The sequence below is a fragment of the Luteolibacter yonseiensis genome (assembly GCF_016595465.1).
Lineage (GTDB): Bacteria > Verrucomicrobiota > Verrucomicrobiia > Verrucomicrobiales > Akkermansiaceae > Luteolibacter > Luteolibacter yonseiensis.
Genome location: NZ_JAENIK010000008.1, coordinates 158,455 through 182,608 on the forward strand (window position 1 = coordinate 158,455; position 24,154 = coordinate 182,608).

19 protein-coding genes are annotated in these 24,154 nt (G+C 60.5%); 14 read left to right on the forward strand and 5 right to left on the reverse strand.

The window, feature by feature from the left end:
- Positions 1–5 precede the first annotated feature (5 nt).
- Together JIN84_RS06875 and JIN84_RS06880 are read right to left on the reverse strand one after the other, a co-directional pair.
- Positions 6–1,307: an NADase-type glycan-binding domain-containing protein gene (locus JIN84_RS06875; RefSeq protein ID WP_200350293.1), complete on the reverse strand. Its 1,302-nt coding sequence runs from the start codon at positions 1,305–1,307 to the stop codon at positions 6–8.
- Between the two features lie 76 nt (positions 1,308–1,383).
- Positions 1,384–2,697 (reverse strand): NADase-type glycan-binding domain-containing protein, encoded by a 1,314-nt coding sequence (locus JIN84_RS06880; RefSeq protein WP_200350294.1) that lies wholly within the window; start codon positions 2,695–2,697, stop codon positions 1,384–1,386.
- A gap of 115 nt (positions 2,698–2,812) precedes the next feature.
- Here JIN84_RS06880 and ruvA point away from each other — a divergent pair, with 115 nt between their 5' ends.
- The 3 genes from ruvA (at position 2,813) to JIN84_RS06895 (ending at position 5,526) form a co-directional block, all read left to right on the forward strand.
- Positions 2,813–3,409, forward strand: a complete 597-nt coding sequence (gene ruvA / locus JIN84_RS06885; protein ID WP_200350295.1) for a Holliday junction branch migration protein RuvA — start codon at positions 2,813–2,815, stop codon at positions 3,407–3,409.
- Positions 3,410–3,544: 135 nt separating this feature from the next.
- The gene (locus tag JIN84_RS06890; protein WP_200350296.1) at positions 3,545–4,948 is read left to right on the forward strand and encodes an MFS transporter; all 1,404 of its coding nucleotides are present in this window, start codon (positions 3,545–3,547) and stop codon (positions 4,946–4,948) included.
- A 23-nt stretch (positions 4,949–4,971) separates the two neighbouring features.
- Positions 4,972–5,526: a hypothetical protein gene (locus tag JIN84_RS06895; protein ID WP_200350297.1), complete on the forward strand. Its 555-nt coding sequence runs from the start codon at positions 4,972–4,974 to the stop codon at positions 5,524–5,526.
- 38 nt (positions 5,527–5,564) lie between these two features.
- Here JIN84_RS06895 and queG read toward each other — a convergent pair whose 3' ends face one another.
- Positions 5,565–6,593, reverse strand: a complete 1,029-nt coding sequence (gene queG / locus JIN84_RS06900) for a tRNA epoxyqueuosine(34) reductase QueG (protein WP_200350298.1) — start codon at positions 6,591–6,593, stop codon at positions 5,565–5,567.
- A gap of 4 nt (positions 6,594–6,597) precedes the next feature.
- Positions 6,598–7,149 (reverse strand): shikimate kinase, encoded by a 552-nt coding sequence (locus JIN84_RS06905; RefSeq protein ID WP_200350299.1) that lies wholly within the window; start codon positions 7,147–7,149, stop codon positions 6,598–6,600.
- Between the two features lie 199 nt (positions 7,150–7,348).
- Here JIN84_RS06905 and JIN84_RS06910 point away from each other — a divergent pair, with 199 nt between their 5' ends.
- The 3 genes from JIN84_RS06910 to JIN84_RS06920 all read left to right on the forward strand — a co-directional run bounded on the left by JIN84_RS06910 (position 7,349) and on the right by JIN84_RS06920 (position 10,685).
- Positions 7,349–8,338, forward strand: a complete 990-nt coding sequence (locus JIN84_RS06910) for an ABC transporter substrate-binding protein (RefSeq protein ID WP_200350300.1) — start codon at positions 7,349–7,351, stop codon at positions 8,336–8,338.
- Between the two features lie 89 nt (positions 8,339–8,427).
- A complete protein-coding gene (locus tag JIN84_RS06915; RefSeq protein ID WP_200350301.1) occupies positions 8,428–9,792 on the forward strand; it encodes an ABC transporter permease in 1,365 nt (454 codons plus the stop codon).
- On the forward strand, positions 9,789–10,685 hold the full coding sequence (locus JIN84_RS06920; protein ID WP_200350302.1) for an ABC transporter ATP-binding protein: 897 nt from the start codon (positions 9,789–9,791) through the stop codon (positions 10,683–10,685). Before JIN84_RS06915 ends, JIN84_RS06920 begins: the two co-directional genes overlap by 4 nt.
- A gap of 2 nt (positions 10,686–10,687) precedes the next feature.
- Here the strand turns inward: JIN84_RS06920 and JIN84_RS06925 are convergent, their stop codons facing one another.
- Complete coding sequence (locus JIN84_RS06925; RefSeq protein ID WP_200350303.1) at positions 10,688–11,002, reverse strand: DMT family transporter; 315 nt, start codon at positions 11,000–11,002, stop codon at positions 10,688–10,690.
- A 159-nt stretch (positions 11,003–11,161) separates the two neighbouring features.
- Here JIN84_RS06925 and JIN84_RS06930 point away from each other — a divergent pair, with 159 nt between their 5' ends.
- From JIN84_RS06930 to JIN84_RS06965, 8 genes are all read left to right on the forward strand, one after another.
- Entirely contained in the window at positions 11,162–11,626 is a 465-nt protein-coding gene (locus JIN84_RS06930) for a CopG family ribbon-helix-helix protein (protein WP_200350304.1), read from the forward strand.
- The gene (locus JIN84_RS06935) at positions 11,623–12,342 is read left to right on the forward strand and encodes an urea amidolyase associated protein UAAP1 (protein WP_200350305.1); all 720 of its coding nucleotides are present in this window, start codon (positions 11,623–11,625) and stop codon (positions 12,340–12,342) included. Before JIN84_RS06930 ends, JIN84_RS06935 begins: the two co-directional genes overlap by 4 nt.
- Positions 12,339–12,968, forward strand: a complete 630-nt coding sequence (locus JIN84_RS06940) for an urea amidolyase associated protein UAAP2 (protein ID WP_200350306.1) — start codon at positions 12,339–12,341, stop codon at positions 12,966–12,968. Before JIN84_RS06935 ends, JIN84_RS06940 begins: the two co-directional genes overlap by 4 nt.
- A 59-nt stretch (positions 12,969–13,027) precedes the next feature.
- The gene (gene uca, locus JIN84_RS06945; RefSeq protein WP_200350307.1) at positions 13,028–16,612 is read left to right on the forward strand and encodes an urea carboxylase; all 3,585 of its coding nucleotides are present in this window, start codon (positions 13,028–13,030) and stop codon (positions 16,610–16,612) included.
- Positions 16,613–16,614: 2 nt separating this feature from the next.
- Complete coding sequence (atzF, locus tag JIN84_RS06950) at positions 16,615–18,339, forward strand: allophanate hydrolase (RefSeq protein ID WP_200350308.1); 1,725 nt, start codon at positions 16,615–16,617, stop codon at positions 18,337–18,339.
- Positions 18,340–18,395: 56 nt separating this feature from the next.
- Complete coding sequence (locus JIN84_RS06955) at positions 18,396–19,430, forward strand: L-threonylcarbamoyladenylate synthase (RefSeq protein ID WP_325099569.1); 1,035 nt, start codon at positions 18,396–18,398, stop codon at positions 19,428–19,430.
- Between the two features lie 6 nt (positions 19,431–19,436).
- Positions 19,437–23,255 carry a glycoside hydrolase family 2 TIM barrel-domain containing protein gene (locus JIN84_RS06960; protein ID WP_200350309.1) on the forward strand — a complete coding sequence of 1,273 codons (3,819 nt, stop codon included), beginning with the start codon at positions 19,437–19,439 and terminating at the stop codon, positions 23,253–23,255.
- Positions 23,256–23,423: 168 nt separating this feature from the next.
- The gene (locus JIN84_RS06965; RefSeq protein ID WP_200350310.1) at positions 23,424–24,125 is read left to right on the forward strand and encodes a hypothetical protein; all 702 of its coding nucleotides are present in this window, start codon (positions 23,424–23,426) and stop codon (positions 24,123–24,125) included.
- Positions 24,126–24,154 lie beyond the last annotated feature (29 nt).

Consider the following 24,154-nt stretch of genomic DNA (forward strand, 5'->3'; position numbering starts at 1 on the left):
GGACTTTAGCGAACCGGTCCAAGTTTCGGTTTCTTGTCGAGTTTCACTTCCAACCAAACCCCGCTGACACAGAGGTCCTCGAATTTCGTCCCCGGCCACACATCTTCGAAAGTCAGCCTGATCTGCTTCACCGGCTTCACATACCCGATGACGGGAATGCGCCGCACATTGTTGGAATCGGGGACATCCACACCGAACGAGTGCTCTCCATTGAGAGTGACCCGTATCCGCTTCGGCCGGGCGTTCGCTTGGAACAAGCCGTCGCTTTTTGAATAACCCGGGCGGACCAGGATGGCGGCCAGGGGTTTCGGCGCCACGGGTTTCAACTCCAGCCATTCACCGGCACCGGTTCCCGGCACACCCTCGCTCCAGGTCTCCTGCCCCCACATGCTTTTCACTTTCCCAGCGCCATATGAATTGCCGTCCGCAGGAGGAAGCTCCGAACTCGCCCGCACTTCGTAATTGATATGGGACATCAGCCATTGGCTCCCCCGCTCCACGAAACGCGAGGTTTCGGAATCATTGTGTCCCGATATGGCTGGAGAGGCTTCGATTTCCATATCATCCGCCATGGAAGGTTCCAGATTCTCAAAATTCCATACCCAGTTTTCACCGTCTTTTTTGAACCGGTTCACCGGCTTGATCACCTTGAGTTCCCTTGGATCGATACCCGCCGGCTTTATGATGATGTGTCCCGTCCCGATGGTCCCCGCCCAACAGGCGGCGGTTGAAAGGCGATACCGGAACATTGCGGGGCTTTCAGAAGTATTGTCACTGACATTCCATTCCTCCGATGGATAATCACTGTCAAAACGGATCATCACGGGCTTCTCCTCCCCCGCCGAGAATGTGATCTCCGAGATCAGCCAGCCCGCGATCCCTTTGAAACGCTTGTCCCCCACCTCCTTTTCCTCACTTTGCCATTTCACGGCCACGGACTTTCCCGACGCGGTGATCAGGTAGTTTTTGCAATACTTCAGCGACTTGGTCTTTTCGGATGCGTCCTCGCCGACAGCAACCATCATGCTGGTATCGAACGACTCCTCCACCGGAAACCCGAAGCGCACCTTCACCTTTTTGTCCGTTTCATTCCGCATCAGGTAGCGCACCTCGACGTCGGCGGATTTCTGGCCCAGCCCGACAGTCAGCTTCTCATCCAGTATCCGGATTTTCTCCGTCTCTTCCGGTTCGAATCCCGCGACATCCCCCGCCCGCTCGACGCCACCCCGGAAGTAACCGCCGCCATTGGCGAGAACGGGTTGCAGGAACAGGGTGAAACAGATTCCCAGCCACACCTTGGTTTTCATTGTTCTCTTATCGGCGATCCGGACCGGTGAGTCAATTTTGAACGGGTTCCGGAACGAATCCGGAAAACATGCCATTCTAACGGGCTGGTTGGATCTTCGGTTTTTTGTCGAGCCTGACATGCAGTTTCACACCACTGACGCACAAGTCCTCATATTTGCTTCCCGGCCACACCTCCTTGAATGTCATCCGGAGTTTGTCCACAGGCTTTGAATAACCTTTGATCGGGATACGGAAGCTCTCCCTCCGGTCCGGAACATCAACACTGAATTGATATTCGCCATTCAGATCGATCGATATCTTTTTTGGCCGCGCGTTTGCCTGATAGTATTCCTCGCTGGAAGTGAATCCCGGCCAGATTTCAATCGCAGCCAGCGGTTTGGAAACCTCTGGAATGATTTCCAACCATTCGCCAATACCCGTCCCCCGGGCACCTTCGCTCCAAGCGATGTCCGGCCTGGAGGTTTTCACATTCTCCGCCTGATAGGAATGCGTCCCGTCGGCAGGCAGCGTCGAACTCGCCTTGATCTGGTAGTTCGCATGGGACATGGACCACCGTCCTCCGCGATTCACATATTCGGAACCGTCGGAGCTTCCAAACCGCACGGGGAACGTGTCAACCGACGGGCTGGCTTCCACCTCCATATCATCCGCCATGGCCGGCTCCAGATTTTCGAAATTCCAGACCCAGGCATCCCCTTCCTTTTTGAACCGGTTCACCGGCTTCAGGACTTTCAATTCCTGTGGATCGATCCCAGCCGGCTTGAGGACGATGCGACCGGTGGAGATGGTTCCCGACCAGCATGCCGCCGTGGAAAGACGGTACTTGAACAAAGAGGCACCTGTGGACGAGTCATCACTCACACTCCACTCCTTGAGCGGATAGCTGCTTTCAAAACGGATCATCACCGGCTTTTCCTCCCCCGGGGCGAATGTGATTTCGGAAATCAACCACCCGGCGAGGCCTTTGAACGGCTTCTGTTCTCCGGACTTCTCCTCGGCCTGCCATTTCGCGGCCGTGGACACCCCCGAAGCGGTGATGACATAGTTCCTGCAGTAGCCGGGCTGGTCCGGCTTCTTGTTTTCCACTTGGTCGGGCATGCCAAAGTCATTTTCGTCAAACGACTCCTCCACCGGGAATCCGAAGCGCACCTTCACCTTCTTGTCCATTTCATTCCGCATCAGGTAGCGCACCTCGACGTCGGCGGATTTCTGGCCCAGCGCGACAGTCAGCTTCTCATCCAGGATCCGGATTTTCTCCGTCTCCTCCGGTTCGAATCCCGCGACATCCCCCGCCCGCTCGACGCCACCCCGGAAATAGCCGCCGCCGTTCGCCAGAGCGGGCTGTGCCAGAAGGACGGAACCGGCTGCGAGCCATCTGTGGATTCTCATGATCGCGATGCTCGCCCACGCCACCAGGGAGTCAATTTCCGAATGGCGAGGCGCGGCGGCATGCTTACCACAGGATCAGTATTGACGCACCAAATCACATGTTCAAACTGACACCATGATAGCGAGACTGCGGGGCAAGGTGATCGAGGCGTATCCGAACCGGCTGGTGGTGGATGTGCAGGGAGTGGGATATGAGGTTTTCATTCCGCTTTCCACGTTCGACCGCCTGCACGCGGCGGAGGGCTTGCAGGTGGATCTGCGGACCCACCTTCATTTCAGCCAGCTCGGGCAGAAGTTGTTCGGCTTCGCGAGCGAGGAGGAGCGGGATGTGTTCCTGCTGTTGATCGACCGGGTGAGCGGCGTGGGCCCGACGATGGCGGTCTCGGTGCTGAGCGGGATGAATGTGAACGATTTCAAGAAATGCGTGGTCGCCGGGGATGTGGCGGGCCTTTCGAAACTCAAGGGGGTCGGAAAAAAAACCGCGGAGCGCATCGTGCTGGAGTTGAAGGACAAGGTCGGCGTGGTGGAGACATGGCAGGACGCCGCCGCAGGACAGGTGAGCGCGGGGGCGGCGGATGCCGAACTCGCGTTGATCGCGCTGGGCTACAAGCAGGTCGACGCGCGCAGGTCGGTGAAAAAGGTCCTTGATACCGACCCTTCCGCAACCACCGAAATCCTGATCCGCGGCGCGCTAAGAACGTTGCAAGGGTGAAGAATCCGACAAAAAAAGTCACCCAAGTGTGATTTTTTTGTTTCTTGTCAGACCGTATTTCACCGGACCAGTCTGAGTGACCGTTGTGAAATTATCATATTTCCGACGGCAAAAAACTCATTTTGAAATTTCAACATGTCTCACACCTCCCTGAATGAAAAAATCGGCCGCCATCGGTGGACCATCTGCGGACTGATCTTCGCCGCGACGACGATCAATTATCTGGATCGGAACGTCCTCGGGCTGCTCAAGAAGACATTGTCCGAGGATGGGGTTTTCGGAGCCACTCCGGGGGACCAGGAGCTGAACTACTCGACGGTCGTCATCTGTTTCCAGATCGCGTACGCGCTGGGGATGGTTCTCGCGGGCAGGATCATCGACAAGGTGGGCACCAAGCAGGGCTACGCCTACTCGCTCATCGGCTGGAGCCTCGCCGCCATCGGCCACGCCTTCGGCCACCACACATGGAGCTTCGGACTCTGGCGCGCGGCTCTCGGAGTCACCGAAGCGGGAAACTTCCCCGCTGCGAACAAGGCCATCGCCGAGTGGTTCCCGAAAAAGGAGCGCGCCTTCGCCACCGGATTCTATAACTCCGGAGCGAACATCGGAGCCATCGTCGCTCCGCTCTGCGTGCCGTACATCGCCTCGGCATGGGGTTGGGAATGGGCGTTCATCCTCACCGGTGCGGTAGGCCTGCTGTGGCTGTTCTTCTGGTACAAGATGTATGGATCACCGGCTGAGAAGCTGCGGAGCGGCAAGCTCCAGCAAGCGGAATACGACTTCATCCACAGCGACACCGACGAACAGGAAGCCGAGCGTGCGGACACATCCGGTGAAAAGGTTTCATGGTTCCGTCTGCTGAAATTCCGCCAGACGTGGGCCTTCTTCTTCGGGAAATTCATGACCGACCCGATCTGGTGGTTCTTCCTCTTCTGGCTGCCATCCTTCCTCGAGGGAGAGAACGCCCGCAAGGTGCGTGAATACATCGCCGCCAATCCGGGATTCGCCGGTGACAAGGCGGACATCCCGGGCGTCATCAGCTGGCCCTTCGCGGTGGCCGTGGTCTACACCGTCTCCACCGTCGGTTCCATCTTCGGTGGCTGGCTGCCGAAAAAATTCATCGATGGCGGCATGGATCCGAACAAGGCGCGCAAGCTCTCCATGTTCATCTTCGCCCTCTTCCCGCTCACCGTTCTTTTCGCATCCCGCCTGGGCGAGATCAATACCTGGCTCGCCGTCGCGACCATCGCCGTCGCATGCGCGGCCCACGCGGCATGGTCGGCGAACATCTTCACCACGGTTTCGGACATGTTCCCGAAAAAGGCCGTCGCCTCCGTCACCGGCATCGGTGGCATGGCGGGTGCGGTCGGAGGCATCCTCATCGCCCGCGCGGCCGGACTCCTTCTCAAGCACTACTCCGCGCTCGGCAAGGTGGAGGTCGGCTACGGAATCCTCTTCGTCATCTGCGGCTCGGCCTACATCACGGCATGGGTGCTGATGCACCTGCTGGTGCCGAAGTTCAAGAAGATCGTCCTCTGAAAACTGTTGGTAGGTTCCCTGCCATGATATTTGGAGACACCGCGGACTTTGCTATTGAAGCATACCATGAACCCCATGGCCCTCGTTTTGGCGGATTTGGCAGGATGTGCATCTACATCCAAGGCGTGTGCCTAGGCGATATCCGGGAGAATCATTGCTCATTGTTTCACGCCACCGACCGCATTCGGGCGGTGGCGGCGGACTTCCAGATCCTCTGGGATGAAAGCTTGGCCAGCTTGTCAGATACCGCGATATTTACCCTTATCGATAAAGAACTTTATGAGGGTGCGGCTCCCGGGCATAGAACCGGCCATACGACACGTGACTTCCTGACGAACACGGGTGAAATGTTTGATGGCGCGAAGACGTTCGTCGTCTTCCGGCCACCTGACCGGCTTCATATTCTGTTTCGGCTTCAAGATGACACGTTCGGTTCGGCTTCTTGCAACATCCAGACTTTTCGAAATGTCGCGGACGCCTACGTCGGTTGGTTTGAAGAGCAGGTGCGGACAACCGCTCCACCCTATTTCCCCATCAATCCGTTTGATTTGGATGAGAAAGTTCCGGACGAGGACTGACCATGCACCACAGGAAATGGTGGCCGCCCGTATCAAAATCAGGGGATGCCCAGTCTGCTTCGCAAGCGGGCCACCGCCCAGGTGGCATGTTCCGAAATCAACGGATCCTCATCCGCCGCGGCTTTCTCCAATGCGGGCAGGTCTTCCAGCGTGCCGGTGTTTCCCAACGCCACGCAGACGTTCCTCAGGAATCTCGGCCTCTTGATCCGTTTGATGGGAGACTTCGCGAAAAGGGCCCGGAAGCCATCGTCATCCAGATCGAGGAAATCCCGCAGGCGCTTTTCAAATACGGTGGTGCGCGCGTGAAAGGTGATTTCCCGGGATTCCACGGCGAAGCGGTTCCACGGACAGGCGTCGAGGCAGTCGTCGCATCCGTAGATCCGGTCGCCCATGGCAATGCGGAACTCCTCGGGGATGGCCCCCTTGTGCTCGATGGTGAGATAGGAGACACACCGCCGCGCATCCACCCTGCGGGGCGCGGTGATCGCCCGGGTCGGGCAGGCGGTGATGCATGCGGTGCACTTCCCGCAATGGTCGCCATAGGGTGGGTCCGGCGTGAGATCCAAAGTGGTAAGCAGTTCGGCGAGGAAAAACCAGGCGCCCATGTGGCGGTGGATCTGCACGGTGGACTTGCCATTCCATCCGAGCCCCGCGTCACTGGCGAAGTCCCGCTCCAGCACCGGCCCGGTGTCCACGTAGAACCGCTGCGTGCCGCCGAGCGTCCGCAGTTTCGCGTCGAACTCGCGCAGCCGTTTCTCGATCAGGTCATGGTAGTCGTTGTTCCATGAATAGCGGGCGATGCGGTAGCCGCCGGGATGGCCCTCGGGAAACGGGCTACGGCCCGGGTAGTAGTTCAGCGCGAGGCAGATGACGGATTTGCATCCGGCGAGCACCTCACGCGGATCGCAACGGCGTTCCGGAGTCCGCTCAAGCCACGCCATTTCCCCGTGCTTGCCCTCCGCGATCCACTCGCGGAACAGGTCCGCGTGGCCCGCTTCCTTCGCGGCGGCGATTCGGCAGTCGTCGAAGCCGAGCTCCGCCGCCCATGACTTGATCTGTTCGATCATCGGGTCACAGGTGTCCGGTGAAAAAGTAGCGCGCGCTCTCGAGGATGCCGGTTGCGAGCTCTCCGCAGTCCAGGCCGAGGATGTCCACCCTCAGGTGGGCCGTTTTTTCATAAAGCGGCGTCCTCACCTCCATCAGCGCCTCGATGCGCGCCCGTGGGTCGTCGGTATGCAGCAGCGGCCGGTCGCGGTTTTTCCCCGTGCGCTCGAGGATCACATCGACGGGCGCGTGCAGCCACACCACATACCCGAGGTGTCTCAACAAGTCCCGGTTGGCCTCGCGGCCGATCACCCCGCCGCCGGTGGAGATGATGCGCCGCGGTGCCGCCGGATCGCAGAGTTCTTCCAGCAGGCGCGTCTCCATGTCGCGGAACTTCTCCTCACCTTCTTCGGCGAAGATGGTGGTGATCGCCTTTCCGGCGCGGTGTTCGATGACATGGTCCATGTCAACCAGAGGGTAGCCTAGCCGATGATGGAGCTCGCGCCCGACCGTCGATTTCCCACTACCCATGAAGCCGATGAGAACAATGTTCTTCGGCGGAGGGTGCGATTCGTTCATGGCTAGACCCTACCCACTCCCGGCCACGGGGATAAACCGTAAAATGGCGCGCCGCTCATTTTGGCACTCCTCCGAAACCTCTGCCCGCCGTTTCATCGGTTTTCCAAAACCGAACTTGGTATGAACCATGCTTAATCCGGTGTGAAAAAACGGACAAACATTCATACCGCGCCGTTAAAATCCAACCACACCCACCGCCATGAAATTGTTGCCCCGCCTTGGATTCACCGCAGTTGCATTGCTCGCCATGTGCGGGTTCGCCAATGCCGCCCCCTTGAAGATCGCCTACTCCGACTGGCCCGGCTGGATCGCATGGGAGATCGGCGTGCAGAAGGGCTGGTTCAAGGAAGCGGGTGTGGAGGTGGATTTCCAATGGTTCGACTACGTCCCCTCGATGGACGCCTACGTCTCCGGAAAGGTGGACGCCGTCTGCATGACCAATGGCGACGCCCTCGTCACCGGAGCCACCGGCAAGCCCTCGGTCGGCATCATCATCAATGATTTCTCCAACGGAAACGACATGATCGTCGCCGCTCCCGGCATCAATTCGATCAAGGAACTCAAAGGCAAAAAGGTCGGGATCGAGGAAGGTTTCGTCTCCCACCTGCTCCTGCTTACCGGTCTCGAAAAGAACGGCCTGAAATCCGATGACGTCACGATCGTCAACACGCCCACCAACGAGACTCCGCAGGTGCTCGCCTCGAAGGCGGTGGATGCCATCGGCGCGTGGCAGCCGAACTCCGGCCAAGCCCTCAAGGCGCTGCCCGGCTCCAAACCGGTCTTCACGTCCGCGGACGCCCCGGGCATCATCTACGATCTCCTCTACGTCTCGCCCGAAAGTCTTGAGAAAAACAAGGACGACTGGGCGAAGGTGGTGAAGGTCTGGTACCGCATCGCCGCTTACATGAAGGCGGAGGAAAATCTCGACGATGTCCTGAAAATCCTTTCCGCCCGGGTGAAGATCTCACCGGAAGAATACGAACCCTTCCTCAAGGGCACCTATATCCTCACGCTGGATGAAGCGCTCAAGCGCTGGGAAACCGGTACCGGACTCGGCACCGTTTACGGCTCCTCCAAGGTCGTCAACGAGTTCAACCTCAAGTTCAAGGTCTACGAGAAAACCCAGGACGTCGCCAAGTACCTCGATCCCTCGCTGACCAAGGCCCTGGCTGGCAAGAAGGGCGAATGAACCTGTGAATCCCTCCTTCAGGACCATGCCGCATCCCGACACGTCGGCATGGTCCGTCCGCGCCTCCATCCCACCCGCCTCCGCCATTCATGACACGTCCCGGCATTCTTAAAAACTGGTTCCTGATCCGCCGGGATCTGCCACAGACGAGGAGGTTCGCCCTCTCGATCACCTCGTTCCTGCTTCCCCTCGCCCTGTGGTGTCTCGTTTCCTACGTCCCATGGATCTGGCATCCGGACGTGAAGATCGAACTCTCCGCCGAACGCGAGGGCGTGACCACGGTCTTCACCGCGGGCGATCACGTCAGCCGGAAGTTTTTCCCGGAATTCGCCCAGGCCGTCAGGGATGACAACGCGAAAGTGCTGGCGGCCAGAAGCGCCGGCACACCTGAAACGGGTGCTAAGCGGAAAAACCAGAAACTCCTCCGCCAGCTCGCCCCACTCGCCGTGGAGCATGGCTGGCTGCCCCACACCGAAGGACAGAACGACGCCGTCCTCTACACGCTCTGGCGCGACATCGCCACCGGTGCGAAAGTCGCCGTAAAGCCCGCGCTGACCGACGAGAATCTCGGGATCGTCCGGGAAAACTGGACCATCCTTTCCGCGGCATCGCCCACCTTCTCCTATCAGCTCCTGCCGGACGCGCCTCTGCTGAAACTCATCCCGCAGGGCAGGCCCGCGAATCCCGTCTATCTGCCCGCGCCGGATGAGGTTGTCAGGACCGGCCTGCGCGACTTCACCGCCGAGGTCCCCGCGGGAGAACTCACCATGGGGCAACGCTACAAGCGCTCCCTGCACGTCATTTTCATGGGCTTCATCTGGGCCTGCATCGTCGGCATCCCCATCGGCATCCTCTGCGGTGTGTTCGATTTTTTCTCGAGGCTCTTCGAGCCGTTCGTCGATTTCTTCCGCTACATGCCCGCGCCGACCTTCAGCACGCTGCTGGTCGCCGTGCTGCTCGCGGGGGATGCTCCGAAGATCGCGCTCGTCTTCATCGGCACCGTTTTCCAGCTCATCCTCGTCGTTTCCAAAACCACCCGGCTGCTCGATCCATCATTGCTGGAGGCCGCGCAAACCCTCGGTGCCAAGCCCCGCCAGATGATCACCCACGTGGTCATCCCCGGCATCCTGCCGAATCTCTACAACGATCTCCGCATCCTTCTCGGCTGGGCATGGACCTGGCTCGTCATCGCCGAACTGATCGGCATGAAAAGCGGACTGACCGAATTCATCGAAACTCAGGGCCGCTTCCGCAACTTCGACCGTGTTTTCCCCGTGATCATCCTGATCGGCCTCACGGGATTCATCATGGACCAGTTCCTCTCCTGGCTTCACGGCATCTTCTTCCCATGGGCGGGCAAGACCGGACCGCTCTCCCGCGCCATCGTCCAAGCCATGAAATGGCCCGTCCGGATTCTTTCCGCCGGCAGCCGCAAAAGCGCGCCACAACCATGAACACCGATCTCGCACTTCCCGACTACCGCGAGCAGACACCCGAGGTCGCCGCCCGGTTCTCCCGGCTCGTCGAGCGCCCCGTGGCCCTGCAAGTGAGCCATCTCACGAAAAAATTCGAAACCCCTCGCGGCATCATCACCGCGCTGGATGACGTCTCGTTTTCCGTGCACAAGCGCGAGCTTCTCAGCGTCATCGGACCCTCCGGCTGTGGAAAATCGACACTCGTCAGAATCCTCGCAGGGCTGGAATCTCCGACTTCCGGCGAGCTCCGTGTCTACGGCGAACCCGTTTCAGGCCCGGGTGCGGACCGGGGGATGGTCTTCCAGGGCTACACGCTCTTCCCATGGCGTACGGTGAAGGAGAATGTCATGTTCGGCCCGCAGATGTCCGGCACGCCCACCTACATCGCCGACTCCGAGGCCCGCGAATGGATCGAACTCGTCGGCCTCTCGAAATTCGAAAACGCCTACCCCCACCAGCTTTCCGGCGGCATGAAGCAACGGGTCGCCATCGCCCGCGCGCTCGCCAACCAGCCGCGCGTCCTCTTCATGGACGAGCCCTTCGGCGCTCTCGACGCACAGACCCGCTGCCAGATGCAGTCCTACCTGCTGGAGATCTGGAAAAACGTGGACATCACCATCGTCTTCATCACCCACGACCTGGACGAGGCCGTGTTCCTGTCCGACAGGATTCTCGTTCTGGAAGCCAACCCGGGAAGAGTGAACGAGGTCGTCCAGGTCCCGGTGCCCCGGCCACGCAGCAGCACCCAGATCTTCGATCCCACCTTCCTCGGCGTCCGCAAGCACATCGACAACCTCATCCATCCGCCCGGCCAGGAGCAGAAGGAGGCCCCCGTCCTGCGCCACGCGATTTCGGATCCCGACGTTGTCTGATCCTAGGAAAAGACCTTCAGACCGACGACGCCCGCGAGGATCAGGGAGACGCATGTCAGCCTCGCCGCACTCACCGGATCGCCGAGGAACATCATTCCGATCACAACGGTTCCAGCGGCCCCCACGCCCGTCCACACCGCATAGGCGGTGCCGATCGGCAGGGTCTTGGCGGCGCTGCCCAGCAACAGGACACTCACCACAAGGGCGGTCACCGTGCCGACGGTCGGCCACAGGCGGGTGAAGCCCTCGGTGAATTTCAGGCCGATGGCCCAGGCGATTTCAAAAAAGGCTGCGAGTAATAGAAGAATCCAAGGCATGACGTTCCGGCGGTTGCCAGGGTCGTCCCTGATTTTCGCACAGCGGCTGAAGTCGTCCTCAACACGCCGAACCTAACCGCCCCGGGACACAAATCAACCCAAGTATGACGATTTTAAAAAAAGTTCATACTCGGCATCACTCATGCTGTGAAACCATGCATGGCCAGCAACGGTAACAACGACGGATTGAGGCGCATGACGGTCTCGATGCCGGAGGAGACATTCCAGGCGTTCGAACGCCTGGTCGCCTCGCGGGGATTCGACAGCCGGTCGCAGGCGGTCGGCGAGATGATCCACCAGCACGCCGCCCAGCACCTGGAGAAAATCGGCACCGAGATCATGGCGGGAACACTCACCCTCGTGTACGACGAGTCGAAGAGCGCCCTTCTCCGCGACCTCTCCCGCATTTTCCGGGAACATATCTCCGAGGTGATTTCCTCACAACACATCCTTCTGGAGGACGAGCACGTGCTCGAGGTCATCCTCATGCAGGGTCCCGCCCGCACCCTGCGGGAGATCACCAACAAGCTCGTCACCTGCAAGGGAGTGAAGACCGCGCACATCACCCTGACACCCCACCTCATGCCTCCGCTCCACGCCAAGGGAACCGGCAAACGCCCATGAAACCGCTTTTCGAAAAAACATTGTCAGGGGCCGGGATGTGGTCCGCCGTGATCTCGCGTGGCAAGCGGCTCCGCCTCACCGACACCGACGGCGGCGCGAACGTGGGCATGCTGCTCTACAACACCCGCGAACGCACGGAGCGCTACAACATGCCGGACACCCTCAAGGGCCAGCACATCTTCTACCTGCGCTCGCCCTACTGCCTGCATTCCGACATGGGGCGGCTGCTGGCCTCGGTCACCTCGGACACCGTGGGCTGGCACGACACGGTCTGCGGCCACTCGGACGCTGCCCGCGTGCTCGCGAAATACGGGGAGAACAACTACCAGTCCGCCCGCAACGGCTGGCACCGCAACGGCCACGACTGCTTCCTCATCGAACTGGCGAAGTGGGGGCTCGGCAAAAAGGACCTTGTTCCCAATCTCAATCTCTTCAGCAAGGCCGTGGCTGATGAAGCCGGCCAACTCACCTTTGTCCCGGAAAATTCGAAACCCGGCGACAGCATCGAACTGCGGTTCGAGATGGACACGCTCGTGGTGCTCAACACCTGCCAGCATCCGCTTGATCCGGATCCCGTCTACCGGCAACGCCAGGTGAAGCTCCAGGTCTTCGCGGGGGATCCGCCTGCGGATGATGATCCATCACTGCTCGTCCGCCCGGAGAACCTCCGGGCCTGGGAAAACAACCAAACCTATCACACCCTTCTACAACCATGATCGAAAGCACCCTCGACCCGGAGAACGCCGCGTTCCGCGAGGTCATCCCCGCAGGCGGCTGGTGGGTTCATGAAATCAAGAAGGGCCGGACCTTGCGCATCCTTGATCTCGAAGGGAACCAGGCCGCCGACACGCTGTTTTTCAGCGCCGCCGATCCTACCGAACGCTACAGCGCGGACCGGACGATCCAGGAGCAGGCGGCCCTCTATCTCACCACCGGCACCCGGCTGATGAGCAACGAGGGCAACGTCCTGCTCACCATCACCGCGGACACCTGCGGGCGTCACGACACGCTCGGCGGCGCGTGCTCGCGCGAGTCCAACACCATGCGCTACTCCCACGACACCGAGTGCATGCACGCCTGCCGCGACAGCTTCATCCGTGGCGCGCAGGAGTGGGACATCGAGCTCACCAAACGCGACCTGCCGCCCAACATCAACTTCTTCATGAACGTGCCGGTCTCCACCGATGGCGGCCTCACCTTCGCCGACGGCATCTCCGCTCCGGGCCGCTACGTCGAAATGCGGGCGGAAATGGATGTGGTCTGCCTCATCTCCAACTGCCCGCAGCTCAACAATCCCTGCAACGGTTGGAATCCGACGCCTGTCGAGGTGCTCGTCTTTTGATTGGAGCGCCGTTGCCCAAAAACCTTCGCACGGAATGAATTCCGCGCTCCCAGTTTCCCATGAAAATCCTCATTGCCAATCGCGGAGAAATCGCGGCCCGAGCCATCCGCACGTTTCAAAAACTCGGCTACCGGAGCATCGCGGTTTATTCCGATCCCGACGCCGGAGCACCGCATGTCGATCTCGCGGACGAGGCCCGCCACCTCGGACCCGGCCCGGTTTCCGAAAGCTACCTGCTCAAGGACAAGCTGCTGGAAATCGCGTTGGAATCCGGAGCGGACGCGGTTTTCCCCGGTTACGGCCTGCTGAGCGAGAACACGGACTTCGCCCGCATGTGCGAGGACGCCGGCGTGAGATGGCTGGGCCCCACCCCGGAACAGATCATCGCCTTCGGCTTGAAACATGAAGCCCGCCGTCTCGCGGGTGACGCGGGCGTGCCGCTCGTTCCGGGCACGGGCCTTCTGGAAAATGCGGAGGCCGCCATCTCCGCTGCGGAGGGGATCGGCTACCCGGTCATGTTGAAAAGCACCGCCGGTGGCGGAGGGATCGGCATGAAGGTCTGCCGCGACGCCGATGAACTGCGCCGCGAGTTTGAAAGCGTCGTGCGTCTCAGCGAACGCAGCTTCGGCTCCGGCGGCGTCTTCATCGAGCGGTTCATCCAGCGGGGCCGCCACGTGGAGGTCCAGATCTTCGGTGACGGAAACGGAAAGGTGCTGGCCCTCGGCGAGCGCGATTGTTCGGTGCAGCGCCGCAACCAGAAGGTCTTCGAGGAGACACCCGCTCCCGACCTGCCCGACCGCACGAGGACCGCGCTCCACGCGGCGGCGGTGAAACTCGGTGAGAGCGTGAACTACCGTTCCGCCGGGACCGTGGAATTCATCTACGACGCGGACCGCGATGATTTCTTTTTTCTCGAGGTGAACACCCGCCTGCAGGTCGAACACGGGGTCACGGAACTCGTCACCGGCATCGATCTCGTCGAGTGGATGGTGCGCCTCGCCCTGGACCGGACTTGGAAAATGCCGGATGCCAGCCCCACTCCGCGCGGCTGCGCGATCCAGGCGCGCGTCTATGCGGAGGATCCGAACCATAACTTCCGCCCGAGCTGCGGCCTGCTGACGGAAGCGGTTTTTCCCGATTGGACACGCTGCGACGGCTGGATCTCGCCCGGCACCGAAGTCAGTCCCTTCTACGATCCGCTGCTCGCGAAAGTGATGGTCCACGGCGAGGATCGGGAGACCGCCGTGCATCTGCTGGAAAAGGCGCTCGATGAAACGAAAATCTCCGGCATCGAGACAAACCTGCGCTACCTGCGCGGCATCGTACGATGGACGCCATACCTGTTGGGCGGCGTCGCCATGCGTGACATGGTGGATTTCTCCTACACGCCCCGCACCATCGACGTACTGTCCGCAGGGACGATGACGACGGTGCAGGACTGGCCCGGCCGCGTGGGGTATTGGGAGGTGGGCGTGCCCCCATGCGGGCCGTTCGACCCGCTGTCATTGCGCCTGGCGAACACCCTCGTCGGAAATGAGGAGGGCACGGCGGGCCTGGAAATCACGATGACCGGTCCGACGCTGCGGTTCAATTCACCTGCTGTTATCGCGGTAGCCGGAGCGTCCGCGCTGATGCTGAAAAACGGCGAACCCGTGCCGATGAACGAAGCCATCGCCGTGGAAGCCGGGGATGTTCTGAAAATCGGCAGGTTCGAGGGAGCCGGAGCACGCGCCTACCTCTCGGTGGCGGGTGGGATCGAGTCTCCCGAATATCTGGGCAGTTGCTCGACATTCACCTTGGGGAAATTCGGCGGCCCGTTTGGAAGGGCGCTGCTGCCGGGGGATGTGCTGGGCATCAGGAGTTCACCGGCTGGAGCCGGCAAGTCTGAAACACCCCATGAAACCGGCCGGTTGAAACCGGCGCCCCTTGGTCACGACTGGCGGATCGCCGTCCTCTACGGCCCGCACGGTTCGCCGGATTTTTTCCTCGATGAGGACATCGACACCTTTTTCGCAACACAGTGGGAGGTCCATTACAATTCCGCCCGCACCGGTGTCCGCCTCATCGGCCCGAAGCCGAAGTGGGCGCGCGCCGACGGCGGTGAGGCGGGACTGCATCCCTCGAACCTGCACGACAACGCCTACGCCATCGGCGCGGTGGATTTCACGGGTGACATGCCCGTCATCCTCGGCCCTGACGGCCCCAGCCTCGGTGGATTCGTCTGCCCTGTCGTCGTGGTGGACGCGGAGCTGTGGAAACTCGGCCAGCTCCGCCCCGGAGACCGCATCCGGTTCGTTCCCGTGGACGAGGCATGGGCGCGGGACCGACAGACCGAGGTGGCTGAATTCATTTCAGGAAAGCGATCGGAACTCGCCGACCCTTCGGAGGCGGCACGCGGTTCGTGTTTCATCGATTCCTTTGGAGAGGGAGATGACGCCGTGGTCGTCCGCCGTGCGGGAGACCGCTATTTCCTGATCGAGTTCGGTCCGCATCACCTTGACCTCAAGCTGCGGTTCAAGGTCCACGTCGTGCACGAGTGGCTGAAGGAGCGGGCCATCCCCGGCATCCTCGACCTCACACCGGGAATCCGCTCGTTGCAGGTCCACTTCGATCCGGGAGTGATCGGGCGCGGTGAATTGTGGAAAATCATCCGGGACGGCATCGAAGGCCTGCCGCCCTTGGAGCAGATCGAAGTGCCGACACGCGTGGTCCACCTGCCTCTGAGTTGGGAGGATCCGAGCACGCTGGAAGCCATCCGCCGCTACATGCAGAGCGTGCGTCCCGACGCGCCATGGTGCCCGAGCAATCTGGAGTTCATCCGCCGCATCAACGACCTGGAATCCATCGACGAGGTGCGCCGGATCTTTTTCGAAGCGTCCTATCTGGTGATGGGGCTGGGCGATGTCTATCTCGGGGCTCCTGTTGCCACTCCGCTCGATCCACGCCACCGGATGGTGACGACGAAGTACAACCCGGCACGAACGTGGACGCCGGAAAACGCCGTCGGTATAGGTGGGGCATATCTCTGCATCTATGGCATGGAAGGCCCCGGCGGCTACCAATTCACCGGACGCACCATCCCGGTGTGGAACCGCTGGCGCAAAACGGCGGATTTCGAAAAACCGTGGCTGCTGAGATTTTTCGACCAACTGCGTTTCCATCCGGTAAGTGCCGAAGAACTGTTGCGGCTGCGCGAGGAGGTGCCACGTGGCCGGCACAAGCTGGAGATCGAGGAAAAGGTCTTCCGATTTTCGGATTACGAAGCGTTCCTGGCGGAAAACTCCGCAGGCATCGAGGCGTTCCAAAACAAACAGCGCGCGGGCTACGAGGCGGAACGCAAGCGTTGGGAGGAAGCCGGTCTCTCGATGGACGCACCCGCGGAAACCGTGGAGGAGGAGGATACCGTGGTGATCCCCGAAGGATGCTCCACCCTCGACAGTCCTGTGACCGGAAGCGTCTGGAAAGTCGAAGCCCTGGCTGGCACGAGGATCGCTGCCGGCACCACGGCGCTCATCCTCGAAGCCATGAAAATGGAGGTCCCGCTGGAAGCCGATGAACCGCTCGAAATCGTCGAAATCCTCGTCGCGGAAGGGGCCAGCGTAAGGGCGGGCCAGCCGCTCGTCATTGTGAAACCCGCAATCTGAAAATGACCATCACCGAACTCAAGACCCGCTACGCCGGAGGTGCCACACCCTCCGAAATCATCGGGGAAATCCGGGATAAGACCATCGCTTGGAATGATCCGGCACTCTTCATCCATCTGCCGGAGAAATCCGTCCTGCTGGAAATCGCCGCTGCCGTCGAAGCGATGCCGGAGGGACTCCCGCTGTGGGGCATTCCCTTCGTCGTGAAGGATAACATCGATGTCGCCGGTTGGCCGACCACCGCGGGTTGTCCCGAATACGCCTACCTGCCAACCAAGGATGCCGAGGTGGTGCGGCTCCTGAGAGCTGCGGGAGCGATTCCGATCGCGAAGGCGAATATGGACCAGTTCGCCACCGGACTGGTCGGCACCCGCAGTCCCTACGGGGTCGCACGGAACGCCATTGACGCGGAATTCCTTCCCGGCGGATCAAGCTCCGGCAGCGCCTCCTCGGTGGCTGCGGACCTGTGCGCGTTTTCCCTGGGGACCGATACGGCGGGTTCGGGCCGCGTGCCGGCGGCATTTCAGGAACTGATCGGCTGGAAACCCACCAGAGGCTTGCTGAGCAATCGCGGGCTGGTTCCCGCGTGCAGGTCGCTGGATTGCATCTCGGTTTTCGCGAACACGGCCGCGGACGCCCTGCTGGTATCGGAAGCGGTGTCCGTTTACGACGAAGCGGATGCTTTTTCCCGGAAGGTGATCCCCAAGGGAGGGATCGGAGCGAGATTCCGCTTCGGAGTGCCGGTGTCTCCCGATTTCGCGGGCGATCCGGACACGCCGGGACTTTTTGCGGCGGCGGTTGAAAAATTGAAATCGCTGGGAGGCACCCCTGTCATGGTGGATCTCACCGCATTCACGGAAGCCGCGAAACTGCTCTACGAAGGCCCGTGGGTCGCGGAGCGCTGGGCGGCGGTCGGAGGGTTCGTGGAAAAAAATCCCGATGCCGTTTTCCCGGTCACTCGGAAAATCCTCGAAGGTTCGAAAGGCTGGGACGCGGCATCCACCTTCCTAGCGCAATACAAGCTGCGGGAACATGCCCGCGACGCGGAGGCTGTCTGGAAAAAGATCGATGTCCTGCTGTTGCCCACCACTCCACGGATCCACACCGTAGCGGAAAATCTGCAGGAGCCCTACGGCACGAATGCGACGCTCGGACGTTACACGAATTTCATGAACCTGCTGGACCTCGCCGCCGTCGCGGTGCCCGCCGGGCGGGCGAGATCCGGACGAGCTCCCTGGGGTGTCACCCTCGCGGCACCGGCGGGCTGGGATGTGGTCCTGCTGGGATTGGCCGCCCGCTTCAGGGGAGAACCGGAGATTGAGATCCGCAAACCGACGAGGATTCCCCTGCTCGTCTGCGGAGCGCATCTGGAAGGACTCGCACTGCATTGGCAGCTCGCGGATCGTGGTGCCGTCCTTCGCGAAAAAACGCGGACCGCGCCGGTTTACCGGATGTTTGCGATGCCGCCGGTGGGAACCATTCCCCCGCGTCCCGCGTTGATCAGGGATGATGAACGCGGTGCCGGCATCGACGTGGAGGTCTGGGAACTCGAAGCCGCGGATTTCGGTGATTTCGTTTCAAAAATCCCCGGACCGCTGGGAATTGGCAAGGTGAAGCTGGAAAACGGTGAGGAAGTTCCGGGATTCATCGCCGAGCCTAGGGCGATCGAAGGAGCCGGGGAAATCACCGATTTCGGCGGATGGCGGGCCTGGTTGGAGCGGTCGTAATCCCGCCCGCCTTATCTTTTCTCGCCAGCGGCGGGATGCTCTGGCAAAAGTCGCGCGTGTCCGAGACCAGAATCCTACAAGCCGCCGATGATGAAATGAAAGACGCCGTGCGCGAGGCCAGCGCCATGCTGCGTGCCGGCGAAATCGTCGCCCTGCCGACCGAAACCGTTTACGGCCTCGGTGCGGACGCGCTGAATCCCGAAGCCGTCGCGAAGGTTTTCGCAGCGAAGGAAAGACCGTCGTTCGATCCGCTCATCGTCCACATCGCGTCGCGCGGGGATTTGAAGGATGTCGCCATCGTGCCGGATGACATCGCGGAAACGGTCAACAAGTTGACCGCCGAATTCTGGCCCGGTCCCCTCACCTTGATTTTACCAAAGCACCCCGATGTCCCCGATCTGGTGACCAGCGGACTGCCGACGGTGGCGGTGCGCCAGAGCGCGCATCCGGTGTTCCGCGCGGTAGGCAAGGAACTCGGACGCCCCATCGCCGCACCAAGCGCGAACCGCTTTGGCAGGATCTCCCCCACCTCAGCCTCCGCGGTGATGAAGGAACTGGAAGGACGCATCCCCCTCATCGTGGATGCCGGAGCCTGCAGCGAGGGAGTGGAGAGCACGATCATCTCCATCGAGCCACGTGAGGGAAAGAAACCGGTTTTCCGGCTTCACCGGGCCGGCCCCGTCACGAAAGAGCAGCTTCAGAATTTCGGCAAGGTGGAGAAATTCCGCGAAAACAAGAGCGAGGCCCCGCAGGCACCGGGTCAGCTCGAAAGCCACTACGCGCCGCTCACCCCGCTGATCCTGTTGGAAAAGCCGGAGGATTTCGTGCCGGAGGAAGGCAAGAAGTACGGCCTCCTCAGCTACACGGGTGACGACGACAGTCCTTATGTGAATCTCCACGACTGGGAAGCCATCGAATCGCTCAGCCCCGGCAGTGGAAAACTCGCCGAAGCGGCGATCCGCCTGTTTTTCGTCATGCGTATGATGGATGAGGCCGGACTGGATGCCATCATCGTGGAGCCGGTGAGCGAGACAGGACTCGGTGTCGCCATCATGGACCGGCTCCGCCGGGCATCGGTCAATTTCAAATAGTCCGTCATGAAACCCTTCCTGCTTTCTATCGCCCTGACCCTGCCCACCTCGGCCCAGGTTCCGGATTGGGAGAATCCCGCGGTTTTCCGGATCAACAAGGAGGCGCCCCGCGCGACCTCCATGCCGTTCCCGACCAAGGAAGCGGCTGCCAAGGGACGCATGGAGTCGCCATGGTGCCTCTTACTGAACGGAAACTGGAAATTTCACCACATCGGCAATCCCGCCGGAAAACCCGCCGGATTCGAAAGCCCATCCTTCGACGACTCCACATGGAAGGAAATTCCGGTCCCATCCAACTGGCAGATGCAGGGCTACGGCGTTCCGCTCTATACGAACATCACCTACCCTTTCGCGAAAAACCCGCCGACGGTGATGGGAGAACCACCACGACATTTCACAAATTTCCCGGCAGACAACCGGAATCAGGTCGGCTCTTACCGTCATCGGTTCAGCCTGCCGGGAGGTTTCGAAAACCGCCGGACCCACATTGTTTTCGGTGCGGTGGACTCGGCGTTCTATCTTTGGATCAATGGTAAAAAGGTCGGTTACTCCGAAGACTCCAGAACGCCGGCCGAGTTCAATATCACCGATTACCTGCAACCGGGGGAAAACCTGCTCGCGGCGGAAGTCTATCAGTATTCGGACGCTTCCTATCTCGAAGACCAGGACATGTTCCGCATGTCCGGCATTTTCCGTGATGTCTACCTCTGGTCGAGAGACTCTCTTGACATCAATGACTTCTGGATAAATACAGGGCTTGCGGACGACTACAAGACAGGGACAATCACCTTCAATGCGAGCATCTCGAACAGTGGAAATACGGATGCTCCGGTGGTTGCCACGCTGACCCTGACGTCACCCGATGGCAAGGTCATCAGCGCGCCTGTCTCCGGAACCGCGCGTGCCGGAGGAAGTCCCACGGAGTTCCATGCGGAAATTCCCAACATCCCGGACGTCAAGGCATGGTCCGCCGAGGTTCCCGACCTCTACCGCTACGAGATCACGCTCGCCGATCAATCCGGCAAGGAAATCGCCACATACGCGGGCAAGACAGGATTCCGCCGTGACGAAATCAAAAACGGACAGTTTCTCCACAACGGCCAACCTGTCCTGATCAAGGGCGTGAATCGTCACGACCACAACCCGCGCACCGGCCATTACGTGACCACCGCCGACATCCGCGCGGACCTCCTCCAAATGAAGCGCGGAAACATCAACGCAATCCGGACCTCCCATTATCCGAATGATCCCGCGTTGCTGGAACTCTGTGACGAGCTTGGCTTCTACGTTGTCGCGGAGGCGAACATCGAATCCCATGGCATGGGTTACAAGGAGGAATCGCTGGCGAAGAACCCGGCGTGGTTCGAAGCCCATCTGGACCGTGTCAAAAACCTGGTCGAGCGCGACAAGAACCACCCGTCGGTCATCATGTGGTCAATGGGGAACGAAGCGGGAGATGGAGAGAATTTCGTCAAATGTTCTGAGTGGATCCACCAGCGTGATCCGTCCCGCCCCGTTCACTACGAACAAGGCGGGTACCAGCCGCATGTGGACCTGTGGAGTCCTATGTATGCCACCATCGCGGAATGCGAGAAATACTGCCGCGAGGAGGAACGGAAGCCTTTGGACCGGCAACGTCCGTTGATCCAGTGCGAATACAACCATGGCATGGGGAATTCCTCGGGAAATCTCAGCGACTACTGGAACCTCATCCGCAAGGAACGTCTTTATCAAGGTGGTTTTATCTGGGACTGGAAAGACCAGTCCTTCCTCCAGATCAAGCACAAGAGCTCCGATCTCGAGGATCGTTCGGGAAATGGCAACGCCTTCCGGCTATTCGGCTCTCTCGCAACAGATGAAGGACTCTACAGCGGCGGCGCAGTCGTGGAGAAATCCGCAGGATTCGACCTGGCTGGCAGCCTGACGCTCGTCGCCGAGGCCCGCCTCAATCTCACAGGGCAGAACCAGGGCGGACAACCGTTGATCACCAAAGGAGACACCTCCTACTCGCTCAAGATCACCGATGATGGAAAAAATCTCGAATTTTTCATTCACTCCGAAGGAATCTGGCACAACGTGAAGGCCGCGCTGCCCGAAGACGCGGCATCGCAGTTCCATACTTACGCCGGGGTGTATGATGGAAAAAACCTGCTCATCTTCATCGACGGCATGGAAGCCGCGACCAAACCCTGCTCCGCTGTCGTATCCAAGAATCCATTCGAAGTCGCCGTGGGCATCGACACCGAAGAAACCGCGCGACGTCTCAAGGGCGCGGTGCGGAAAGCGGCGGTGTATGACCGGGCCCTGACCGCCGCCGAACTCGCCGGGAACGCGGAAAAACCACTGGTCCTGCTCGACTTCGCCAAAGATGCCGAGAAGCCGAAGACTCTGCGCTGTTTCGCCTACGGTGGGGATTTCAACGAGCGTCCGACCGACGGCTCCTTTTCATGCAACGGACTGGTGATGTCGAACGGCGCGCCTTCACCACAGTTTGAGGAGGTGAAAAAAGTGCATCAGGAAATCCACACCTCTCCGGTGGATGTCTCGACTCCGAATGTCAGAATCCGGATACACAACGAGTATTTCTTCCGGGATACCGGCCATGTCACCGGCTCTTGGAAACTGATGGAGGACGGCATGGCAGTCGCGGAGGGGAGGCTCGACTTCGCTCCCGTCTCCCCACAGCAATCAGTGGAACTGGAAATCCCGACAGGGCACACGGCGAAACCCGATGCCGAGTATTATTTCCGTGTCCGTTACGACCTGAAGGCCGCGAATGCCTGGCATCCCGCGGGCATGCCGATCGCGTGGGACGAGATTCCCCTGCCATGGGGAAGGCGCACTCCGGCCTCGCCGGCACCTTCGCAAACCGCCGCCGAATTCTCCGAAGATGAAAATGGGATCACGCTGAAAGCGAAAGACGTCACGGCGGTCGTCGACAAGGCCGACGGATGCCTCCATTCGCTCAAAGCCAAGAATGAGGAGTGGCTGCTCTTCCCGCTGCGCCTGAATTTCTGGAGACCGACCACCAACAACGACGAGGGCGCGAAACTCGATCACAAGCTGAAGGTCTGGCAACATGCGGGCAACCGGGCCAGGGCGAAAAGCGTGACCGCCGTGCGGGACGGCAACGATGTCCTCGTCACTGCGGAACTAGGCATCCCGGCTGCGGACAGCGGCGCGACGATCCGCTACCGCTTCACCGGCAACGGACAGATCGGAATCGAGACGGAATTCCGTCCTGGAAAAGGATTGCCAACCATTCCTCGTATCGGCTTCCAATGCGGTGTTTCCAACAGAGCCTCTATGTGGAAATGGTACGGAAACGGCCCACATGAGAACTATGTGGACAGGAAAAGCGGATCTTGGACGACCGTGCACGAAGGGTTCATTCCCACATTGTTCCACCGCTATGCGGATCCCCAGGAATCCGGAAACCGGACCGACATCCGCTGGGCCACCATTTCCAGTCCTGTCGGCGGAAGCAGCCTGCGGGTGGACGCGACGGGCGGACATCTGCTGGAAATGAGCTGCTATCCCTCCACAGCCCGCGACATCCAGCTCGCGATGCATCCCGGAGAGTTTTCAGACTCCGGATCCCAGACGCTGAACTTCGACCATCGGCAGTCCGGTCTGGGCGGAACGAATTCGTGGGGAGCCCTTGCCCTACCACGGTATCAGATTCCCTCCGACAAGATCTACCACTGGTCGTATCTCCTGACGCTGGAGGAAACCCCGATAGCACCGCAGATCCGATTGCCCCGCGGATTGCCCGCCCTGCCGGGTGGACCTCGGCTTCCGCCGCCTCCGAGGGAGGAAAAGTGATCTCTGACGGAGGTCCGGAGGCAACGCATCCGTCGTTGCACCGCCGAAAATTGGCAACGCGTCGTTAGCCTCCGGAGGCCTGGTTTTGATTCATTGGCACCCGTCCGGTCCGGAATGATTCCGACCCGCGACGGCATTCCAAAAATCAACCGCACCCGACTCCGATCCATGAACAAGACAATCATCCTCACGTCCACCGCGGCAGGCCTCCTATGCCTCGGCGCGCAAGCGGCCATCGTGAACAACAACCTGACCGGCAACAAGGAATACGACGGCTGGGACCGCCTCGGCTCTTCCGCGCCGGGCCTCACCACCACCACCCTCTCGACAGGTTCCGGCTTCGGATCCAACGAAGCCGGCTCCGGTGACGCCATGCTGCTGCGGGTTTCCGGAGGCCACTATCCCGCCAGCCTCGGTCTCTATTCTTTCGGCTCGAATTCCACGCTGCGCGTGTCGGACACGGTGACTTCCTTCAGCGACATCCGGACGGTGGCCATCACCATCGTCTCGTGGAGCAACGGCGATGAAGGGCTGCCCTCCGGATCGTTCAGCAGCCTGCCCACGCTCGGCTTCAACGGAGGAAGCCAGGCATTGGCCGCCGACTGGTTTGGCACGACCCGGGTGGGTTCGGTGGATTTCGGGGGACCGATCCAGACCTATGCCTTCACCTTCCAGTGGGATCTCGGTTCCTTCGGCGATCCGATCACTTCCTATGACGTCTCATGGGGGCAGATCGTGCACACCGGAGTGCTGGGCATCCAATTGGAAAGCGCGGACACCTATTCCCTGAGCAATGCGGTTCCGGAGCCTTCGTCCGCACTGCTGGCGGCCTCCGCCGCGATCCTTGCCTTCCGAAGGAAGAGACGCTGAAACGCATGCAACGTAGGAAACAACTCCAA